Annotated in this window: 18 protein-coding genes and 1 tRNA gene; 10 read left to right on the forward strand and 9 right to left on the reverse strand. The window is 70.2% G+C overall.

The window, feature by feature from the left end; genetic code table 11:
* The first annotated feature begins 161 nt into the window (after window positions 1–161).
* The 4 genes from MKK64_RS13325 to MKK64_RS13340 all read left to right on the forward strand — a co-directional run bounded on the left by MKK64_RS13325 (window position 162) and on the right by MKK64_RS13340 (window position 2,381).
* Complete coding sequence (locus MKK64_RS13325; RefSeq protein WP_243935415.1) at window positions 162–1,031, forward strand: MipA/OmpV family protein; 870 nt, start codon at window positions 162–164, stop codon at window positions 1,029–1,031.
* Window positions 1,032–1,270: 239 nt separating this feature from the next.
* Complete coding sequence (locus MKK64_RS13330; protein ID WP_147841394.1) at window positions 1,271–1,615, forward strand: hypothetical protein; 345 nt, start codon at window positions 1,271–1,273, stop codon at window positions 1,613–1,615.
* Between the two features lie 110 nt (window positions 1,616–1,725).
* Window positions 1,726–1,815, forward strand: a tRNA-Ser gene (locus tag MKK64_RS13335).
* Between the two features lie 362 nt (window positions 1,816–2,177).
* Window positions 2,178–2,381: a hypothetical protein gene (locus MKK64_RS13340; RefSeq protein WP_147725574.1), complete on the forward strand. Its 204-nt coding sequence runs from the start codon at window positions 2,178–2,180 to the stop codon at window positions 2,379–2,381.
* Window positions 2,382–2,420: 39 nt separating this feature from the next.
* Here the strand turns inward: MKK64_RS13340 and MKK64_RS13345 are convergent, their stop codons facing one another.
* Window positions 2,421–2,708: an MTH1187 family thiamine-binding protein gene (locus tag MKK64_RS13345; protein WP_147725575.1), complete on the reverse strand. Its 288-nt coding sequence runs from the start codon at window positions 2,706–2,708 to the stop codon at window positions 2,421–2,423.
* A 152-nt stretch (window positions 2,709–2,860) separates the two neighbouring features.
* Here MKK64_RS13345 and MKK64_RS13350 point away from each other — a divergent pair, with 152 nt between their 5' ends.
* Together MKK64_RS13350 and MKK64_RS13355 are read left to right on the forward strand one after the other, a co-directional pair.
* Window positions 2,861–3,667: a lytic transglycosylase domain-containing protein gene (locus tag MKK64_RS13350; protein WP_147725576.1), complete on the forward strand. Its 807-nt coding sequence runs from the start codon at window positions 2,861–2,863 to the stop codon at window positions 3,665–3,667.
* 225 nt (window positions 3,668–3,892) lie between these two features.
* Window positions 3,893–5,026, forward strand: coding sequence for a DUF2778 domain-containing protein (locus MKK64_RS13355; RefSeq protein ID WP_243935417.1), 1,134 nt, complete (start codon window positions 3,893–3,895; stop codon window positions 5,024–5,026).
* A gap of 10 nt (window positions 5,027–5,036) precedes the next feature.
* Here the strand turns inward: MKK64_RS13355 and MKK64_RS13360 are convergent, their stop codons facing one another.
* Window positions 5,037–6,245, reverse strand: coding sequence for an oxalate decarboxylase family bicupin (locus MKK64_RS13360; protein ID WP_279593161.1), 1,209 nt, complete (start codon window positions 6,243–6,245; stop codon window positions 5,037–5,039).
* Between the two features lie 300 nt (window positions 6,246–6,545).
* Here MKK64_RS13360 and MKK64_RS13365 point away from each other — a divergent pair, with 300 nt between their 5' ends.
* Both MKK64_RS13365 and MKK64_RS13370 read left to right on the forward strand, forming a co-directional pair.
* A complete protein-coding gene (locus MKK64_RS13365; protein WP_243935262.1) occupies window positions 6,546–7,247 on the forward strand; it encodes a response regulator transcription factor in 702 nt (233 codons plus the stop codon).
* Between the two features lie 49 nt (window positions 7,248–7,296).
* Window positions 7,297–8,766 carry a sensor histidine kinase gene (locus MKK64_RS13370; protein WP_243935420.1) on the forward strand — a complete coding sequence of 490 codons (1,470 nt, stop codon included), beginning with the start codon at window positions 7,297–7,299 and terminating at the stop codon, window positions 8,764–8,766.
* 128 nt (window positions 8,767–8,894) lie between these two features.
* Here the strand turns inward: MKK64_RS13370 and MKK64_RS13375 are convergent, their stop codons facing one another.
* Window positions 8,895–9,437, reverse strand: a complete 543-nt coding sequence (locus tag MKK64_RS13375) for a hypothetical protein (RefSeq protein WP_243935422.1) — start codon at window positions 9,435–9,437, stop codon at window positions 8,895–8,897.
* A 189-nt stretch (window positions 9,438–9,626) separates the two neighbouring features.
* Here MKK64_RS13375 and MKK64_RS13380 point away from each other — a divergent pair, with 189 nt between their 5' ends.
* Window positions 9,627–10,988, forward strand: coding sequence for a nucleotide sugar dehydrogenase (locus tag MKK64_RS13380; protein ID WP_243935423.1), 1,362 nt, complete (start codon window positions 9,627–9,629; stop codon window positions 10,986–10,988).
* Window positions 10,989–11,060: 72 nt separating this feature from the next.
* On the opposite strand, the gene MKK64_RS13385 is transcribed toward MKK64_RS13380, so the two are convergent.
* Complete coding sequence (locus MKK64_RS13385) at window positions 11,061–12,050, reverse strand: phosphoribosylaminoimidazolesuccinocarboxamide synthase (RefSeq protein ID WP_243935589.1); 990 nt, start codon at window positions 12,048–12,050, stop codon at window positions 11,061–11,063.
* Between the two features lie 175 nt (window positions 12,051–12,225).
* On the opposite strand from MKK64_RS13385, the gene MKK64_RS13390 reads away from it, so the two are divergent.
* Window positions 12,226–14,898, forward strand: a complete 2,673-nt coding sequence (locus tag MKK64_RS13390) for an MGH1-like glycoside hydrolase domain-containing protein (RefSeq protein WP_243935424.1) — start codon at window positions 12,226–12,228, stop codon at window positions 14,896–14,898.
* On the opposite strand, the gene MKK64_RS13395 is transcribed toward MKK64_RS13390, so the two are convergent.
* The 5 genes from MKK64_RS13395 to MKK64_RS13415 form a co-directional block, all read right to left on the reverse strand.
* Window positions 14,899–16,566, reverse strand: a complete 1,668-nt coding sequence (locus tag MKK64_RS13395; protein WP_243935425.1) for a vWA domain-containing protein — start codon at window positions 16,564–16,566, stop codon at window positions 14,899–14,901.
* 32 nt (window positions 16,567–16,598) lie between these two features.
* A complete protein-coding gene (locus MKK64_RS13400; protein WP_409567338.1) occupies window positions 16,599–17,264 on the reverse strand; it encodes a TadE/TadG family type IV pilus assembly protein in 666 nt (221 codons plus the stop codon).
* Window positions 17,258–17,863: a TadE/TadG family type IV pilus assembly protein gene (locus MKK64_RS13405; RefSeq protein ID WP_147727330.1), complete on the reverse strand. Its 606-nt coding sequence runs from the start codon at window positions 17,861–17,863 to the stop codon at window positions 17,258–17,260. The genes MKK64_RS13400 and MKK64_RS13405 overlap by 7 nt, the downstream gene beginning before the upstream one ends.
* A gap of 363 nt (window positions 17,864–18,226) precedes the next feature.
* The gene (gene ssb / locus MKK64_RS13410; protein WP_243934693.1) at window positions 18,227–18,763 is read right to left on the reverse strand and encodes a single-stranded DNA-binding protein; all 537 of its coding nucleotides are present in this window, start codon (window positions 18,761–18,763) and stop codon (window positions 18,227–18,229) included.
* A gap of 210 nt (window positions 18,764–18,973) precedes the next feature.
* Window positions 18,974–19,990: an NADP-dependent oxidoreductase gene (locus MKK64_RS13415; protein WP_243935429.1), complete on the reverse strand. Its 1,017-nt coding sequence runs from the start codon at window positions 19,988–19,990 to the stop codon at window positions 18,974–18,976.
* Between the last annotated feature and the right edge of the window lie 77 nt (window positions 19,991–20,067).

The raw sequence follows: 20,067 nt of genomic DNA on the forward strand, positions 1-20,067 counted from the left end.
CCTTCGACCCGAAGCCCTGCAATCCTGAGAGGCACCGGACGCGATCACCCGTTCGGCCGGTTGCAAGCGTTCGTTGCGGCGCGGACACAATTGGGATTTTTGCGGCCGCGACGGGATGAAACGCGGGCGGAGCGCGGTTCGGCGTGTCTATAAGATCGGCCATGAGCAATGCGGTTCGCCCCTCCTCGAAGCCGCGTGCGGCTTTCCTCGCCCTCCCCCTCGCGATCGGCCTCGGCGGATCGGCCCTCGCCGCCGACCTCGGCGCGATCATGCCGCGGGCAGTGCCGACCTTCGCGCAGGTCGATCCCGACACCTGGATCGTGACCCTGACCGGCAACCTCCAGTTCACGCCGCGCTATCCCGGCTCGGAGGACTACACGGTGATCGGCTACCCGGCGATCGACGTGCGCCGCGCCGGCGAGCCGCGCCGCTTCTCCGCGCCCGACGACGGGTTCAGCTTCTCGCTCTACGACAACGCGGTGTTCCGCATCGGCCCGACCGCGCGTTTCGTGCCGGGCCGCTACTACGGCGACGACCGCCGGCACCTGTTCGGCTTCCGCGATGCGCGCTTCGCCGTCGAGCCGGGCCTGTTCATCGAGTTCTACCCGATCCCGTCGATCCGCACGCGGGTGGAAGTCCGGCAGGGCGTGTACGGGCACCACGGCACCGTCGGCTCGGTCGGGGCGGACTACATCCTGCCGGTCGACCGCTTCCAGTTCTCGATCGGACCGCGCCTGAACATCGGCGACGCCTCCTACGCGCGGAAGTACTTCGGCGTCACCGCCGACGAGGCCGCCGTGAACGGTCGCGTCGCCGCCTACGACCCCGGCAGCTTCTTCTCCGCGGGCGTGCTCGGCGCGGTCACCTACACCCAGGACGCGACCTGGGCCTATACCGGCTACGCCGGCTACTCGCGCATCCTCGGCTCCTCCGGCGACAGCCCGCTGGTGCGGCGCCCGTTCGGCAACCCGGACCAGTTCCTGTTCGGCCTGAAGGTCGACTACTCCTTCGCCACGCGGTCCTGGTTCTGAGCGCGCGCCGACCGTCGGCGCGTCCGGCAGACGGCCCCTCCTGCCGCACCGACGTCCGAGGCGGCTCGCGGGCGACCGTGAGCGTCGGCCGGAGCGTCGGGCGCCCGCATCGAGAACCGTGAGGCTCGGCAGCCATGGAGGCCGATCGCCCACGGGCGGTGACTTAGCTTCGCGTCCGCACGCCAAGCTCATCGATCGCCTGCATTGACCCGCAGGCCGGTCTCGGGCGACACGACCCGATGCAATCCTTCTTCCGCGTCACGGCCTGGCTCGTGGTGGCCGCGCTCGTCTTCGTCACCCTGTCGCCGATCGACCTGCGGCCGTCCGTGGCGCCCGCGAACGTCGAGCGCGCGCTCGCCTACGGCGCGCTCGGGATGCTGTTCGCCCTCGCCTATCCGCGCCGATGGCTCGTCGTCCTCGTCGGCGTCGTCGCCCTCGCGGCCATCCTGGAGCTAGGGCAGGGTCTCACCCTGACCCGGCACGGCCGCCTCGCCGATTTCGTCGTCAAGGGCGGCGCGGCGATGCTCGGGACCGGCCTCGCCATCGCCACCACCACGCTCGTGTCGCGCCGCGCACGCTCCTAGACCGGAGCGGTCAAGCCGCTTGCACCCGGGCGACGCGGCGGGTACAGCACGCCACCCGGTCGAACCGTCCGCCGCCCGCGCGATGCGCGGCGCCGACGCTTGCCGGGCACGGAGGGGTGGCCGAGTGGTTGAAGGCGCACGCCTGGAAAGTGTGTATACCGGAAACGGTATCGCGGGTTCGAATCCCGCTCCCTCCGCCACGGACCGCTGACTTTCGGTTTTTCGCCGTCTCCCGGGGCACGGCGCCCTCGGTCTCGAGCGTCGCTCGACCGTGGCGTTTGTCTCGCATCATACCGGCAATCCACAACGTCTCGGCGGGGCGGGCAGCAACAGCGACGCCGACGACTGGCCGAGCCGTCGCGATGGCATCCTGCCGATGCGCCGGCCCGGCGAGGGCTCGTCGAGCCGCGCCGACGCATTCGGCACGAAATTTCCGGCTTCGGAGGGCCGAGGTGCGCTGGAGCACCCCGAAGCGGCTGCGTCGGGCGCAGGAAACATTCGTGCAACCCGCGGCGCCTACCGTGGGTGCGTTCGATGACCCGACGACGGCGAGGCAGCACAGATGACCATCGCGACCCGGCTCCTGCGTCTTCCCGTCGTCCTCGTGGCCTTGGCCTTCGCCGTCACGCCGCTCGCCAACCCGCTCCTCCTGGCATTGGCCGCCCTCGCGACCGGCCTGCTGCTGGCCTATCGGTGCCTCGCCGACCTGCTGTCGGCGGAGCACGAGTCGACGGTCGGCCAGACGGTGTTCCGCCACTATCTCTGAGCCGGCCCGGTTGCCGCGCGCGGTGGGGATCTCCGAGCGCTACGAGACCGCGGTCAGCTTGTCGGCCATCGATTGCGCCTTGTCCCGGCGCGACGAGAACGCCATCGTGTAGAACACGCGCTGCACGCCGATCTGGCTCAGCCGCTCCTCGCACAGCTCGATCAGCCGGCAGATGTCGGCGAGCTCGCCCTCGATGTTGGTGCCGTTGGCATGCATCTCGGCGTCGAGCCCGCTCGTCTCCAAGATCGTCTTGATCTCGCGGACGTAGGGCGAGACCGAGGGGCCGACGCCCATCGGCACGATGCACAGATCTGCAACAACCTTCATGAACTTGTCCTCGGTGGCGGGCGCGGGGTTATGTCCGGCTGCAACGCCCGCTACATAGCGAGCCAGACCGCAGGAAGCCGGCACCGCGCCGTTCTGGCCGAACCGTGCCGCGTTTCCCAGCCCGACCCAACCCCCAACCCAACCGACTGTCGATGGAGATCTCCGTGACCGACCCCAAGCGCCGCGCCTCCCTGGCGGCCGTTGCCGCGGTGGCGCTCGCCTGTTTCGCCGGCGGCGCCGAGGCGGCCCAGTGCGGCAACTCGGCGAGCGGCTTCGAGGCCTGGAAGACCCAGTTCGCCGAGGAAGCCCGCGGCCGGGCGAGCGCCGCGAGCCTCGCCGCCCTGCAGGAGACCTCCTACTCGACGCCGACCATCTCGGCCGACCGCGGCCAGAAGAGCTTCAAGCTCTCGCTCGACCAGTTCCTGGCCAAGCGCGGCGCCACCACCATCGTCTCGCGCGGGCGGGCGCTCAAGCGCCAGAACGCGGCGCTGTTCGCGCAGATCGAGCAGCGCTACGGCGTTCCCCCCGGCCCGCTGCTGGCGATCTGGGGCATGGAGACCGGGTTCGGCGCGGTGCGCGGCAACGTCAACACGCTGTCCGCGGTGGCGACGCTGGCCTACGATTGCCGCCGCTCGGCCTACTTCACCGACCAGCTCTACGCGGCCCTCACCCTGGTCGACCGCGGCCTGATCACGTCCGCCACGCGCGGCGCGGCCCACGGCGAGGTCGGGCATACCCAGTTCCTGCCGAAGAACGTGCTGACCTACGGCACCGGCGACCTCAACAACGTCGGCGCGGCGCTCAGCTCGACGGCGAACTTCCTGAAGGGTCACGGCTGGCAGGCCGGCGCCGGATACCAGCCCGGCGAGCCCAACTTCGCCGCGCTCCAGGGCTGGAACGCCGCCTCGGTGTACCAGCGCGCCATCGCCCTGATGGGCCGGCAGATAGACGGGGACTGACCTCGGCGATCGGACAGGCCGCCACGGCGACGAACCCCGGCCGAGAACGGCCACGATTCGTCGCCGGTTAACCATAAAGCCGCCCCACAAAAACCGGGCGGGCTGAGCCATCTCACCGCTCGGCCGATCGGGCCGGGAGGGTGCGGATCAGCCCGCTTGCAGGGATACGTCCGGCAGTCGCGGGATCGGATCGACGGCATCCGTTTGGCAACAGGCGGTGTCCGCATGGTCGAAGTTCCCTCCTCCGGCCCACAGTCGCAACGGTTTCGGTCGAGCGCGAGCCTGCGCCGCGTCGCGCTGAGGGCGGCCTCGGTCGCAGCCGTCGCCGCCCTCGTCTCGGGCAGCGTCGTCCTCGGCGGTCTGCGCACCGCACCGACATCGGACCCCCTCGTCGCCTCGGCCGGCGCCGTGCCCGGCGCGGTCGCTCAGGACCCGGCGCCGACGCTCGGAGCGGACGCCCGCGCGCGGTGGCGGGAAGCCCTGCTCGAAGCGTTCCCCGACTGGTCCGCCGAGCGCCCGCAGGCGCCGCCGGAGCCGGCGACCCCGTTCGCGCAGCAGGAGCCGGTCCCGCAGGACGCGCCGCCTCCGGGCGCGCCGCCTGCTGCCGAGCCCAACCTGCTGGCGCAGACCGTGCCGCTGCCGGTGCCGCGGCCGCCGGAGTTCCGGCGCCCGATCGGTCCCGAGACGACCCGCCGCGCCGACCGGCAGGCGTCCCGCCGCAGCCGGACGGCGGAGATCCCGGCGCCCGCCCCCGACGATCGCAATTTCCTGGAGAAGTTCTTCGGCATCGAGCGCACCGCGACGCCGGCGTTGGCCTATGCCGCGCTGGAGACGCCCTCCCCCGCGAACCTGCCGCGCCAGCGGATCGTGCCCCCGGCCAACCCCGACCCGGCGGCGGTCGCGATCTACGACATCAGCGCGCGGATCGTCACGCTGCCCAACGGCACCAAGCTCGAGGCGCATTCCGGCCTCGGCGAGATGATGGACGACCCGCGCAACGTCCACGTGCGGATGCGGGGGGCGACGCCGCCCGGCACCTACGACCTCACCGAGCGCGAGGACCTGTTCCACGGCGTCCGCGCGATCCGGCTCACGCCGGTCGGCGGCACCGCCGCGGTCTACGGCCGGGTCGGGCTCCTCGCCCACACCTACATGCTGGGGCCGACAGGGGCCTCGAACGGCTGCGTGTCGTTCAAGGACTACCAGGCCTTCCTGCAGGCCTACCTGCGCGGCGAGGTCCAGCGCCTCGTCGTCGTGCCCGGCCGCGGCCAGGACGCGCCGCCGAGCGTCGCCCAGCAGAGCCCCCCGGCTCCGGCCCCGACGCCGGGCCGTTCGGCCCGGCTCGGCAACGACGTGTAGGGACGCCGCCTCAGAGCGGCACCACGGGGTCCTTCTTCGCCGACAGCCCGTCGATCAGCTTCGGATCGAGCTTGGTGTGGGCCTGGACGAGCGCGTGCGGCGTCAGCGCCATCCACTGGCGCAGGGACAGGTCGGCGTAGCGCGGGCTCTTGAACATCTCGAGGAAGGTCAGCGGCGTGTCGCCGGTGTTCTCGATGTAGTGGCCCATGGCGAACGGCACGTAGCCGACGTCGCCGCCCTGGTAGTCGAAGGTCCGCGCCTTCGACTCCGAGCCGAACACCGTCATCCGCCCCTTGCCGGAGAGGTAGTACTGCCACTCGTCGCCGTTCGGGTGCCAGTGCAGCTCCCGCATCGCGCCGGGTTCGAGCTCGACCAGCGCCGCGGCGATCGTCTCCGAGGCCGGGAAGTTGGTCGAATCGGTGATCCGCACCGTTCCGCCCTTCGTGCGGATCGGCTCCTGCGCCAGCATCCGGTGGCTGAACGACTTCGGGATCGGCCCGGCGCCCCCCATCCGGTCGCCCGCCAGCGGGCCGGGCTTCGGGCCGGGGAAGATGTAGAGCTCGCGCTCGGGGATGTTCGCGAAGGCGCTTTCCGGCAGGCCGAAGTTCTTGGCGAGCACCTCCTTCGGGGTGTGCGCCAGCCAGTCGGTGATCAGGAAGGTCGAGTCTTCCGAGAAGCCGCCATCGTCGAACACCAGCAGGAACTCGCAGCCGTCGACGTCGGATTCCAGCGCCTGGATCGAGTGCGGGATTCCGGAGGGGAAGTACCACAGGTCGCCCTCGCCGACGTCGTCCGCGAAGGTCCGCCCGTCCGGATCGATGGCGGTGATCCGGGCACGGCCCTTGATCATGTAGGACCACTCGGCCTCCTTGTGCCAATGCATCTCGCGCACCGCGTTGGCCTTCAGGCGCATGTTCACGCCCGCCATCGCCTTCGAGATCGGCAGCTCGCGCACCGTGGTCTGCCGGGCCCAGCCGCCCTCCTCCAGGCGCATGTGGCTGTCGGCGAACGACCATTTCAGGTTCGGCATCGTGCCGTGGTCGGTGGCGGGCGGCGCGACGGTGTAGGGATCCTCGGCCTCGCGGGCAGGGTTGCGCGGCCCGAGGATGTCCGCCCCCTTGCCGGCGCGCTCGGGCATCGGCCCTTCGGCGGCGAGGGCGCCGCCGGCGGCGAGCGCGGTGCCGGCGGCGATCAGGGTACGGCGTGAGATGTCGTTCATGCGGCCTGTCCGTGGATGCGATGGGTCGTGCGCCGTCGCCCGGCCCGGGTCAGTGGGTGGATCGTCGGCGTGGCGACGGCGTGCGCGGCAGGACAAGCCGCATGGTTGCGATCCGATCCCGCCATTCCCGGCATGGCTGCAACGCGTGGCGGGCGAACCTGTCCGAACGGTCATCTTCCCGCGATCTCCCGGTCATCCGGGCGGGTGCAGGATGCGGACGACCGAATGATGGAGGGCAGCCCGACCGTGACCGTCCAAGCCCATTCCGCCCCGTCCCGGTCCGCGCTATGGACCGAACCCATGCGGCTCCTGATCATCGAGGACGATCGCGAGGCGGTCTCCTACCTCGTCAAGGCGTTCCGGGAGGCCGGGCACCTCGCCGACCACGCGACCGACGGCCTCGACGGCTACGGCCTCGCCTGCGACGGCGCCTACGACGTGCTGATCGTCGACCGGATGCTGCCGAAGCTCGACGGGCTTTCGCTGATCCGCTCCCTGCGCGAGCAGAGGGTGACGACGCCGGTGCTGATCCTGTCGGCGCTGGGGCAGGTGGACGACCGGGTGAAGGGCCTGCGCGCCGGCGGCGACGACTACCTGCCGAAGCCCTACGCCTTCTCGGAGCTGCTCGCCCGCGTCGAGGTGTTGGCACGGCGCGGCGGCTCGTCGGCCGCGAGCGCCGAGGCGACCGCCTACCGCGTCGGCGACCTCGAGCTCGACCGGCTCTCCCACCGGGTGACGCGGGCGGGCCAGGACGTCGCCCTACAGCCGCGCGAGTTCCGGCTGCTGGAGTACCTGATGCGCCATGCCGGCCAGGTCGTGACCCGGACCATGCTCCTGGAGCACGTCTGGGACTATCACTTCGACCCGCAGACCAACGTCATCGACGTGCACGTCTCGCGCCTCAGGGCCAAGCTCGACAAGGGTTTCGGCACGCCGATGATCCACACCATCCGCGGCGCCGGCTACATCCTGCGCGCCGACGAGGCGCGACCGCCATCATGATGCCCGCGAGGACGGATCGAGCCCGCGCGATCGCCGGCATCCTCGTCCCGTGACGCCGCACGTCCCGACCCCGGACAGCGCCTTCGTCCGCATCCAGAAGCTGTTCCGGACGACGGCGTTCAAGCTGTCGATCGCGTACCTCGTCGTGTTCGCGGCCTGCGCCGGGGTGGCGCTCGGCACCATCGCCTGGAGCGCCCGTCGCGTCCTCGACGACCAGATCGTCTCGACGATAGACGCCGAGATCAACGGGCTCGCCGAGCAGTACAACGGCGGCGGTCTGCGCCGGCTGATCTCCGCGGTCGAGCGAAGGGCGGCCGAGCCCGGCGCCTCGCTCTACCTCGTGACCACGGCCAACGGCGACCACGTGGTCGGCAACGTCGGCGACCTGCCCGCGAGCGTGCTGGCGACGCCGGGACAAGCGGAGACCGTCTACGGCCGCAGCCGCGAGACGCAAGGGCGCGAGACCCATCGCGCGATCGTGCGCATCTTCACGCTGCCCGGCGGCTTCCGGCTGCTCGTCGGCCGCGACGTCGAGGAGCGCGACCGCCTGCGCGGGGTGATCGCCAGCACCTTCGGCACCTCGCTCGCGGTCGTGGTGCTGCTCGGCGTGATCGGCGGCTGGGTGGTCGCCGGCCGGGTCCTCAAGCGGGTCGACGCGATGACCGAGACCGCCGGCACCATCATGGCGGGCGATCTCGGCCGCCGCCTGCCGGTCGCGGGCAACGGCGACGAGCTCGATCGCCTCGCCCAGAATCTGAACCTGATGCTGGAGCGGATCGGCGAGCTGATGCGCGGCCTGCGGGAGGTCTCCGACAACATCGCCCACGACTTGAAGACACCGCTGACGCGCCTGCGCAACCGCGCCGACGAGGCGCTTCGCGGCGAGCGCTCGCCGGACGCCCTGCGCGCGGCGCTGGACGGGGTGATCGAGGACAGCGACGGCCTGATCCGGGTGTTCAACGCGCTCCTGATGATCGCGCGGCTCGAGGCGGGCAACGCCCGCGAGATGATGGCGCCGTTCGATCTCGGACCGTCCGTGCGGGCGATCGGCGAGCTCTACGAGGCGCTGGCCGAGGAGCGCGGCCAGCGCCTCGACGTGTCGGCGCCGGACGGCCTGATCGTCGACGGCAACCGCGAGCTGGCGGGACAGGCGCTCGCCAACCTCCTGGACAACGCGATCAAGTACGGCGCCGAGGCCCGCGGCGGGTCGCCGGGCGGGATCGTGATGGCGGCGTCGCGGATCGGTGCGGAGATCGTCGTCACGGTGGCCGATCGCGGCCCGGGCATCCCGGAAGCCGAGCGCGGGCGCGTCCTCGACCGCTTCGTGCGCCTGGAGGACGCCCGATCGGCACCGGGCTTCGGCCTGGGCCTGAGCCTCGTCGCCGCCGTCGTGCGCCTGCATCAGGGGCGCCTGACGCTGGAGGACAACGCGCCCGGCCTGCGCGTGGCGATCGCCCTGCCGGCGGCGGGCGCCGCGAACCGGCAGAGCCCGGACGCTCCGTCGGAGGGCGGGGCCTGATCGCGACGGCGACCTTCGCCGGCCGGGACAGGGCGGCCTGCGCGACGAAGCGCGGATCGGCCGACCGCGGCGACCGTCACCCGCCGGTGCGTCGGCCGGCGACCGGCACGATCGCGGGCTGCGCGTTCTCAGTTCTCGGCGGTCGCTTCGTCGGTCTCCGAAGCCGCCTCGTCCTCGGACGCGTCCTCGTTCTCGAGTTCCGCATCGGCCTCCGCATCCGCGTCGGCGGACGTCGCCTTGGCGATGCTGATGAAGTCGCCCCGGCGGATCGCCTCGCCGCCCGAGGCCATGGTGCTGAGGTAGGCGTTCAGCGTGGCCGGCGCGACGTCGGGCAGGCGCTGCGCGATCTGGGCGGTGGACAGGCCCTGCGGGCCGGCGCTTTCCAGGAGGGCGCGGAGCCGGCCCTTCGCCGAGTTCGCCCGGGGACCGCGCGGGCCGCGCGTCGAGGTCTGGCCGGGCGTCGCGACGCGCTCGGCGCTCCTTCGGGCCGGGCCGTCGCCGAGCGACACGGCGGCATCGAGCGGCGTGTTGTCGACGATCGACCGCAGCGCCCCCTCGGCCATCTGCAGCTTTGCCAGCTCGGTCCCGATCCGCTCGTACTCGGCCTGAAGGAGATCACGGCGCTGGCTGATTTCCGCAAGTGCCTTCGTGATGGTGTGATCTTCTGCCATGGCCGCCTCTACTCTCGAATGGGGGCCATAACTCATAGGCGCCAAGACGGGTCAAGACCGGCAAGGGCATTGCCATCTGTACGTCAGGAAAACCGCCCTGCGGATGCCGACGCCCTGGCCTGAGGCCGCGGACCGGGTAAGACACGATCGCCGGGCCGCTGCGACGAGCCCGGCGCTGGAACGCATGCGATGACCGAAGACCCAGCCGCCGTCCCCCACGTCTCGATCGACGCGATCGCCGCGCGCTTCGAGCGCTGCGCCGCCACCATCGGGGTCGTCGGGCTCGGCTATGTCGGCCTGCCGCTCTGCCTCGCGGCGACGGAGGCCGGCTTCGCCGTCGTCGGCTTCGACATCGACGCCGACAAGCCGGCGATGCTGATGCGCGGCGAGACCTATCTCGAGCACATCCCCGCGCGGGCGGTGGCGGCGATGGCGGGAAGCGGCCGCTTCCGCGCCACGACCGATTTCGACAACCTGGCGCAGGTCGACGCGATCCTGATCTGCGTTCCGACGCCGCTCACCCGGCAGCGCGAGCCCGACCTGTCGTTTGTGCGCACGACCACGCAGGAGATCGCGAAGCGCTTGCGGCCGGGGCAGCTGGTCGTGCTCGAATCCACCACCTGGCCGGGAACGACCGATCAGGTCGTGCGACCGCTGCTCGAGGCGCTCACCGGCTATCGCAGCGGATCGGACTTCTTCCTCGCCTTCTCGCCCGAGCGCGAGGATCCCGGCAACCGTGCCTTCAGCACCGCGACGATCCCGAAGATCGTCGGCGGCGACGGCCCCGCGGCGGCGCGGCTCGCCGAGGCGCTCTATGCGCCGTTCGTCGCCCGCACGGTGATGGTGTCGTCTACCGCGACGGCGGAGGCGACGAAGCTCACCGAGAACATCTTCCGCGCCGTCAACATCGCCCTGGTCAACGAGCTGAAGGTGATCTTCGACGCAATGGGGATCGACGTCTGGGAGGTCATCGAAGCGGCCAAGACCAAGCCGTTCGGCTTCACCCCGTTCTATCCGGGCCCCGGCCTCGGCGGGCACTGCATCCCGATCGATCCGTTCTACCTGACGTGGAAGGCGCGCGAGTTCGGGATCGCGACGAAGTTCATCGAGCTCGCCGGCGAGATCAACCAGCAGATGCCGGGCTTCGTGCTCGACAAGCTGATCCGCGCCCTCGACACCCACGCCGGACGCGGCCTGTCGGGCAGCCGGATCCTCATCGTCGGCCTGGCCTACAAGAAGAACATCTCCGACATCCGCGAGAGCCCGGCGCTCAGGCTCTGGTCGATGCTGGAGGCGCGCGGCGCGCGGGTCGCCTACCACGACCCGTTCGTGCCCGCGGTTCCCGCGACACGGGAATACAGGACGCTTCAGGGGGCGAGATCGGTCGCGCTGACGGACGGGACGCCGGCGTCGTTCGACGCCGTGCTGATCGTGACCGACCACGACGCGGTCGATTACCCCGCGATCTGCGGGAGCGCCCGGATCGTCGTCGATTGCCGCAACGCGCTTCGCAGCCGCGGGCTGACCGCGAAGATCGTGATCTCGGCGTGATGGCGGCGCGGTCTTCCCTCCATCCTTTGCGGGAGGGGAAACGCACCCGACCTTCCGGTTCGATCCGACCTCCTAAGTCAGATACGCCTTCAGGTTCCGGCGGATGCGGTCGAGCGGGACCTCGGCCGGGTCCGGCAGGGTGAACGTGGCGCCGGTGATTGCCTCGTAGGCGTTGATGTAGACGGCCGCCGTCTCCAGCACGATCTCGGCCGGGATTTCCGGGATCGGGTCGTTGTAGGGGTCGCAGCGCGCCACCACCCAGTTGCGGACGAAATCCTTGTCGAAGCTCTCCGGGGCCGCGCCGGCGGCGAAGCGCTCGGGATAGGTCTTCGCGAACCAGTAGCGGCTGCTGTCGGGGGTATGGATCTCGTCGGCGAGCACGATACGGCCGTCGGCGTCGGTGCCGAACTCGTACTTGGTGTCGGCGAGGATCAGCCCACGCCGCGCCGCGAGGTCCTGGCCGCGGGCGAACAGCGCGAGCGCCGTCTCCGATACGGTCCGCCACTGCGCCGGCGTAAGCAGGCCCTGGTCGAGGATCGCGTCGGCGGTCAGCGGCGCGTCATGGGCACCGTCGGCGGCCTTGGTGGTCGGGGTGATGATCGCCTGCGGCAGCCGCTCGTTCGGGCGCATCCCGTCCGGCAGGGTATGGCCGTACATCGTGCGCGCGCCGGCCTTGTACTGCGTCAGGATCGAGGTCGCAGTGCTGCCGGCGAGGTAGCCCCGCACCACGATCTCCACCGGCAGGATGTCGAGGCGTTGCCCGACGAGCACGTTCGGGTCGGGATAGGCGAGGACGTGGTTCGGGCAGAGGTCGGCGGTCGCCTCGAACCAGTAGCGGGCGGTCTGCGTCAGCACCTGGCCCTTGAAGGGGATCGCGGCGAGCGCCCGATCGAAGGCGCTGATCCGGTCGCTGCTGATCAGGATGCGGCGCCCGTCCGGCAGGTCGTAGTTGTCGCGCACCTTGCCACGATAATGGTTCGGCCATTCCGGCAGCGTCGCGTCCTCGAGGACTTGTTGGGCGTGCGGGGCGAGGGATACCGTGTCCAAACCGGGTTGCTCCATCAGGCTGCGCGGACGACCGGACGCGGTGTGAACCAGCGCACGCGGCGTGACCAGCCCCCCCTCCGATGCGGGGCGCGAACCTTGCAGGACGGCGCCGCTCATGAAACCGCTCCGACCTGCGCGCGGTCCGCAGGCCCGGCTCGATCCGACGAACGTGAAGCGAGGGATTCTCGACGTGTCCCACACCCATCGACCGCCGCGCATCTTCGAGACCGTCGAGGGAGGGCGCCTCGCCGAGACGCGGACCGACCCCGCCTGGCGCCTGTGGGGGCCGTATCTCAGCGATCGGCAATGGGGCACGGTGCGGGAGGATTACAGCGCCGACGGCGAGGCCTGGGACTACCTGCCCCACGACCATGCCCGCTCGCGCGCCTATCGCTGGGGCGAGGACGGCATCGGCGGCTTCGCCGACAAGGACCTTAACTGGTGCCTGTCGCTCGCCCTATGGAACGGCCGCGACCCGATCCTCAAGGAACGCCTATTCGGCCTGACCAATGCCGAGGGCAATCACGGCGAAGACGTCAAGGAGCTGTACTACTACCTCGACGGCGTCCCGACCCACGCTTACATGCGGATGCTGTACAAGTACCCGCACGACGCGTTTCCGTATTCTCGCCTGACCGAGGAGAACGCGCGCCGCGGCCTCGACGACCGCGAGTTCGAGCTGATCGATACCGGCCTGTTCGACGCGGGCCGCTACTGCGACGTCACCATCGAGTACGCCAAGGCGGGGCCCGACGACGTGCTGATGCGGGTGACCGCAACCAACCGCGGCCCGGATGAAGCGACGCTGGCGCTGCTGCCGCAGCTGTTCTCGCGCAACACGTGGTCGTGGGCGAACGGCCCGCGCCCCGACCTGCGGCTCGCCGCCGACGGCACCGTGCTCGCCGTCCACCATGCCATGCCGGCGATGCGGCTCCATGCCGACGGGGCACCGGAATGGCTGTTCTGCGAGAACGAGACCAACGCCCACCGCCTGTTCGGCGCGCCGCAATCCGGATACCCGAAGGACGGAATCGGCCGTCGCGTGGTCGACGGGGAGCTGGATGCGGTCAATCCTGACCGGTCCGGCACCAAATGCGCCGGCGTGCACCGGCTGACCATCGCGCCGGGCGGCGAGCAAAGCGTGCGCCTGCGCTTCCGCATCGCGGAGGCGTCCGGCGACGCCTTCGCCGACATCGACGCGGTGTTTTCCGCCCGCATCGCCGAGGCCGACGCATTCTACGCCGCGTTGCAGGCCGACATCGCGGATGCCGACCGCCGGGCGGTCCAGCGACAGGCCCTGGCCGGGATGCTGTGGTCGAAGCAGCTCTACCATTACGACGTGCGCGAGTGGCTCGACGGCGACCCGGCCCAGCCGGCCCCGCCCGAGGCGCGCAAGGCCGGCCGCAACGCCGATTGGCGCCACGTGCGGGCGCACGACATCATTTCGATGCCGGATGCCTGGGAATACCCGTGGTTCGCCTCCTGGGACCTCGCGCTCCAGAGCCTCGTCTTCGCGACGATCGACCCCGATTTCGCCAAGGGGCAGATCCTGCTGCTGCTCGACGACGCCTACGGCCACCCCAATGCCGAGGTGCCGGCCTACGAGTGGAACTTCTCCGATGCCAATCCGCCGCTGCACGCCTTCGCCGCGTGGCGGGTGTTCTCCCTCGACCAGGCGCTGACCGGGCGGCCGGACCACGACTTCCTGCTCCGGGTGTTCAACAAGCTGACGATGAACTTCACCTGGTGGGTGAACCGCAAGGACGCATCCGGGCGCAACCTGTTCCAGGGCGGCTTCCTCGGGCTCGACAACATCGGCCTGTTCGACCGCTCGAAGCCGATCGCGGGCGGGGCGCTGACGCAGTCGGACGCGACCGCCTGGATGGCGATGAACGCGCTCGAGCTGATGCGGATTGCGGTGGAGCTTGCGCTGCGCGATCCCGCCTACGAGGACATGGCGGAAAAGTTCTTCGAGCATTTCCTGCTGATCGCCGATGCCGCCGCGCGCAGGGGCGGCCTCTGGGACGAGGCCGACCAGTTCTTCTACGACGTGATCGAGACGCCGGGCGGCGAGCGCATCCCGATCCGCGCCCGCACCCTCGTCGGGTTGATCCCGATCTGCGCGGTCGCCGTGCTGCGCGAGACCGACCTGGTGAAGCTGCCCGGGCTGCAGAAGCGGCTGCGCTTCTTCCTGGAGAACCGGCCCGACCTCGCATCCCTGGTCTCGCGCTGGCAGGAGCCGGGCGAAGGCGGCACGGCCCTGCTGTCGCTGCTGCGCGGCCATCGCCTCAAGGCGCTGCTGCGGCGGATGCTCGACGAAGGCGAGTTCCTGTCGCCGCACGGTATCCGCGGCGTCTCCAAGGTCTACGAGCGCACGCCGTTCCACTTCGTCTGGGACGGGGCCGACCTGACCCTGCCCTACGAGCCGGCCGAGTCGCGGACGCGGCTGTTCGGCGGGAACTCGAACTGGCGCGGGCCGATCTGGCTGCCGATCAACTACCTGCTGATCGACGGCCTGCGCCGGTTCCACCGCTATTACGGGCCCGACTTCCGGGTCGAGGCCCCGACCGGCTCAGGGACCTTCCTGTCGCTGCAGGAGATCGCCGACGAGCTGGCGAACCGCATGATCGGGCTCTCGACCCGCGGGCCGGACGGGACGCGCCCGTTCCAGGCGACGAGCAGGCTGGAGCAGGAGGACCCGCATTTCCGCGACCACGTGCTCTGCTACGAGTACTACCACGGCGACACGGGCCGGGGCCTCGGCGCCTCGCATCAAACCGGCTGGTCGGGCCTGATCGCGCTGCTGATCCAGCAATGCGCGCTCGGTCCGATCCACGCGCTGTCGCCCTCGGGCGCCTCGTGACTACTGGGTGAGCCGCAGCGTGCCGATGCTGGCCGCGATCTGGTTGAAGGCCGAGATGAGGCTGTTCGAATCGTTGGCGACGAACGATTGGGACGCCGTCGTCGCGCAGTTGCTCAGGAGGTTCAGGCCGGCACTGTCGATCGGGTCCGAGGGCACGCTGAAGCCGATCGTGTAGATCGAGATGCCGGCGCTCTTGGCGTTGCTGCAGGCCAGGGCCGTCAGCGCGTCGAGGGCGGCGCGTGCGTTGCTCGCGTTCGTGACGTTCTGGTTGCCGGGCGGGAGCCGCGGATTCGGCGTCGAACCGTCGACGTTCTGGAAGTAGCCGGCGGCGAAATACATCGACTGATTGAACGGCGAGTAGCCGTTCGTCGCCCAGCTGTTGGCGCCGTCGGTCATCAGGATGATGATCTTGTTGACCGTGCTCGACGCGTAGGGCGCACCGTCGGCGAAGACGCTGCTCGGCGACAGCGTCCGCCAGCCCCACATCAGGCCCTCGTGGATGTTGGTCGATCCGAGCGGCGCCATCGCGTTGATCAGCGCCTTCAGCGTCGCCGTGCTGCTGGTCAGCCGTTGGAGCGGGCGGGTGGTGCAGCCGAAATTCGGGCCGTTCGGGATGCCGGTATAGCTGTTCGACGCGGTCGGCGATGCGTCGCGGGCGTTGACGTACTTGCAGGCGCGGCCCTCGGCGGCGGCGAAGGTGGTGCTCGACTGCGACTGGCTCGCACAGCTGTTGGCGTTGGTGTAGTCGTCGATGTAGCTGTTGAAGCTGAACGCGGAATTGTTGTTGTAGCCGGCAAAGGTCGTGCTGCCATCGCCCGGCTCGTCGGGCGCGAACATCGGCACGTAGTACGAGCTTGGGTTCGAGCTCGTCGGCGCGCCGTCCTGGACGTTGAGCGGATAGGGCAGCGTTTCCAGGCACCCGGCCCAGCCCCAGCCCGAGTAGGCGCTCTGCAGCGCCGTGAAGAGGCCGAAGCGGTTGGTGAAGCCGGCGGAGGCCGGTGCGATCACGTTGGTCCAGTGATAGGCCGACTTGCCGTTCTGGTCGATCCAGGTGGCATAGCGGTAGGCGGCCGGATCGACCGCGACCGCGGCGGCGAACGGCACGATCGAGATCTTGGTGCCGGTGGCGAAGGCGGCGTTGGTGTACACGTAGTCGACGAAGTTCGTCGCCGCCGTCTGCACCGCCTGGAGCTTGCTCTGGCCGCCGCTCGATTCCGCCATCGAGCCGGTGTTGTCGAGCACCAGGGCGATCTCGAAGGTCTTGGGCACCGGGGTGGCGCAGCGCGCCGACCCGCCCGGGCGCGGGGCCGTCACGCCCGTGATGCGGCTGTAGAAGACCGGCGAGACCATGTGCGTGGTCAGGGTGATCTGGCGCGGGTTCGCCGTCACCGCCAGCGGGTCGACCGTGAGGCCGGTCGCGCCCATGTAGCCCGTCATCATTGCGACGGCCTGGGCCTGGAGAGCCGGGTTCGTCGTCGCCATCGGCGTCTGGCACAGAGCGAGGGCGGTGGCGTCGGTCGCGGCCTGGAGCTTGGTCTCCATATAGGTGGCGAAGCCGTAATCGATCGCGGCGCCGGTGAAGCCGAGGAGCGGCAGCGCGAGCAGCCCGAACAGCAGGACGACGTTGCCGTCGCGCTGCCGCGCGAAGCGGCCGAGATGTCGGCGCATCGAGATCCTTCGAGGTGTCGAGCGGGCCGGGGTCACGGGCATGCTGCGCCTCCCGGCATCCAGACTTCGGTGTAGGTGGATTTGGCGGGCTGCCCGCCGCGCGCCGGCCAGGGCATGCTGGATTTGAGCGTGATCGTGCTCGTGGCTCCGTTGACGAGCTTGACCAGCGCCGAGCCGAGCATCGGCGTGTAGGGCATGCTCACCTCGGTGAGGACGTAGCGGACCCCGTTGGTGCGGAATCCGGTCGGCACGGTGAGGTCGGAGGCGGCGCCCGTGGCGCGGGGCGACGCGTTGGCGTTGGCGGTGCTGGAACAGACCCGCGGGATCAGGTTGAGGTTCGTGAGGTCGACCGCCATCGCGCTCACCACGATCTTCACGCCGCTGGCGTCGAACGGCTTCAGCACCAGGGTCGAGGTGGCGAGGATGTCGCGCATCAGCGACGCGTCGATCGGGTTCTGGGCGTCGCCCTGCGCAGTCAGGTCGGACACCGTCCGGGCGAGCTGCGTGACCTTCCGCCAGTTGTCGACCGCGTGGGCGTACTCCGAAAGGCCCACGAAGATCGCGAGCAGCACGGGCAGGATCAACGCGAACTCGATCGCGGAGACGCCGCCGGACGCGCGTGCGAACCGAGCGAAGGCCCGCTCGGACGCGCCTGAGCTATGAAGAGGGGAACACCGCACCATCCCGGCCCTCAGCATCCGGTCGAGGCGGTGGTCTGGTACGGCTCGGTGCGGAACACGGCCGTGGACTGCAGCAGATGCGTCCCATCGGCGAAGCTCATCTGGGCGAGGTCGAGCAGGCTGAAGAACACCGGCACCTTGACGGCCGCGGTGACGACGACGATCGATCCCGGCTTCGCGCAGGCGTAGCTCGTCCCAAAGCCGTTGTTCCAGGTCCTCGTGGTGGCGTTCATCGGCGTCGCGCTCGACCCGGCCGCGAACGAGCTCGCCAGCGACACGTCGATCTTCACGCTCGAGCAGTCGAACAGCGTGAAGGCCCGGTTGGCGCCGGTTCCGCACATCGCGTCGTTGAGCTTTTGCAGCAGGACCGCTGCGCTGGTCGTCCCGCTGTTGGCGATCTGGAACTGGCCGGTGAACAGGCCGCGCACCGCGTTCTGGACGGTGCGGTCGAAGTTCTGGCCGGCCCAGATCACGAACGCGATCTGGATGATCGCGCCGACCAGCGCCAGGAAGGGCAACGACACGAGGGCGAACTCGACCGCGGCGGCCCCCTCGGCGGCGGCGGCGAACGTGCGGATCGGTGACGGACGAAATGCGCGGACGAGGCGGCGAGGCATGACACCTGAGGCGGATGAGATACGTTATTCAGTCGCTATCCACCCGAAGATCTAAACCAAAGTTGAATCGCCCTACCAACCCTAGATGACATCCTGCGGCGTCATTGCGACATGAGCACAACCCTCGGTCGCACGGAACGCCCCCTCATCTAGGACAATAAGGCGATCGGCCGGGATAAAGACTTGCGGAGAGCGGCGCATCATGTCGGCCGGGAAAAAATGACTTTCCGCCGTTCGCGATCTGCTCGAACCGTGAGCGACGATGCTTTGGAACCCGGAACGAAAAAGGCCCCGGATGCGTGATCCGGGGCCTTCACAATATCAGGAGCAAGGTGCCGACGGCGCCCGGCGGGCGGGTGCTGCCTAGAACGGGATGTCGTCGTCGAGGTCGTAGTTGCCGCGCGAACCGCCGCCACCGCCCGCGGGCGCCGGGGGCTGACGCCGCTCGCTGCCGCCCTGGGAACGGCCGCCGCCATACTCGCCGCCGCCGCCGCCGCGGCTGACCTGGCCGCCGCCCTCGTCGTCGGCCGCCATCTCGCCACCGCCGCCGCGCCCGTCGAGAATCGTCATCTCGCCGCGGAAGCGCTGGAGCACCACCTCGGTGGTGTACTTCTCGACGCCGGAATTGTCGGTCCACTTCCGGGTCTGGAGCTGGCCCTCGATGTAGACCTTCGAGCCCTTGCGCAGGTACTGCTCGGCCACGCGGGCGAGGTTCTCGTTGTAGATCACGACCGAGTGCCACTCGGTCTTCTCCTTGCGCTCGCCCGACGCCTTGTCCTTCCACGACTCGGAGGTCGCGAGGCGCAGGTTGACCACCGGATCGCCGGAGCCGAGGCGGCGCGTCTCGGGATCGCGCCCGAGATTGCCCACCAGAATGACCTTGTTGACGCTGCCCGCCATCGCTCTCTCCTTCGCCGTCGGATCTCACAGGGCTCGGTCCGGCCGAACCCGCGGGTGCTCTTCATGAGCCTCGGGACGAGCCCGGGCAACCGGCGCAGCGGCGCTTGTCCCCATCACCCACACGCGGCGCCGGCCTCCTGTGTTCTATCTTTGTTCCGATTACGCGGCAAGCCGGTGCCGCATCGCGCGGCGCCGGCTGCGAAGTCCCGCTCAGGCGACGTGGACGATGAGCTTGCCGAAGTTGCGGCCCTTCAGCAGGCCGATGAAGGCCTCGGGCGCGTTCTCCAGGCCCTCGATCACGTCCTCGCGGTACTTCACCGATCCATCCGCGATCCAGCCGCCGACCTCCCGCTCGAAGGCGTCGATCTGGCTCGCGAAATCCCAGACGATGAAGCCCTGAATCCGCAGGCGCTTGGTCAGCACCGCGCGCATCAGCAGCGGCGACCGGTCGGGGCCGGGCGGTAGCTCGGTGGCGTTGTAGCCGGCGATCAGGCCGCAGACCGGCATGCGCGCGAAGTCGTTGAGCAGCGGCAGCACCGCCTCGAAGACCGCGCCGCCGACGTTCTCGAAGTAGACGTCGATGCCCTTCGGGCAGGCGGCGGCCAGCGCGCCGGGGAGGTCGTCGGAGCGATGGTCGACCGCGGCGTCGAAGCCGAGCTCGCGCGTGAGGTAGGCGCACTTCTCGGGGCCGCCCGCGATGCCGACGGCGCGCGCACCCTTGAGCTTGGCGATCTGCCCGACGAGCGACCCCACCGGCCCGGCGGCGGCGGCCACCACCACGGTCTCGCCGGGCTTCGGCTCGCCGATGTTGAGGAGCCCGGTATAGGCGGTCATGCCGGGCATGCCGAGGACGCCGAGCGCCGTCGTCGGCGGTGCGACCGCGGGATCGACCTTTCGCAGGCCCTTGCCGTCGGACACCGAGAACTCCTGCCATCCGCCGAAGGCCTGGACCAGGGTGCCGACGGGGAAGTCCGGGTGCTCGGAGCGCATCACCTCGCTCACCGTCCCGCCGGTCATCGGCTCGCCGATGCCGACCGGCTGCGCGTAGGATTTCGCCGCGCTCATCCGGCCGCGCATGTAGGGGTCGAGCGAGAGCCAGCGTGTGCGCAGCAGGATCTCGCCGGCGCGCGGCGTCGGGACGACGGCCTCCTCGAGGCGGAAGTTCTGCAAGGTCGGCTCGCCGTGCGGACGCGCGGCGAGGACGATGCGGCGGTTCTTGGCGGCCATGCCGGGTCTCCGTGAGGGTCGAGGATCGATCGGCCTATCATGTCGCAGCGGCGAGGCCCGATGTCACCGTCGCGCGC

The sequence above is a fragment of the Methylobacterium sp. E-025 genome, assembly GCF_022829705.1.
GTDB lineage: Bacteria > Pseudomonadota > Alphaproteobacteria > Rhizobiales > Beijerinckiaceae > Methylobacterium.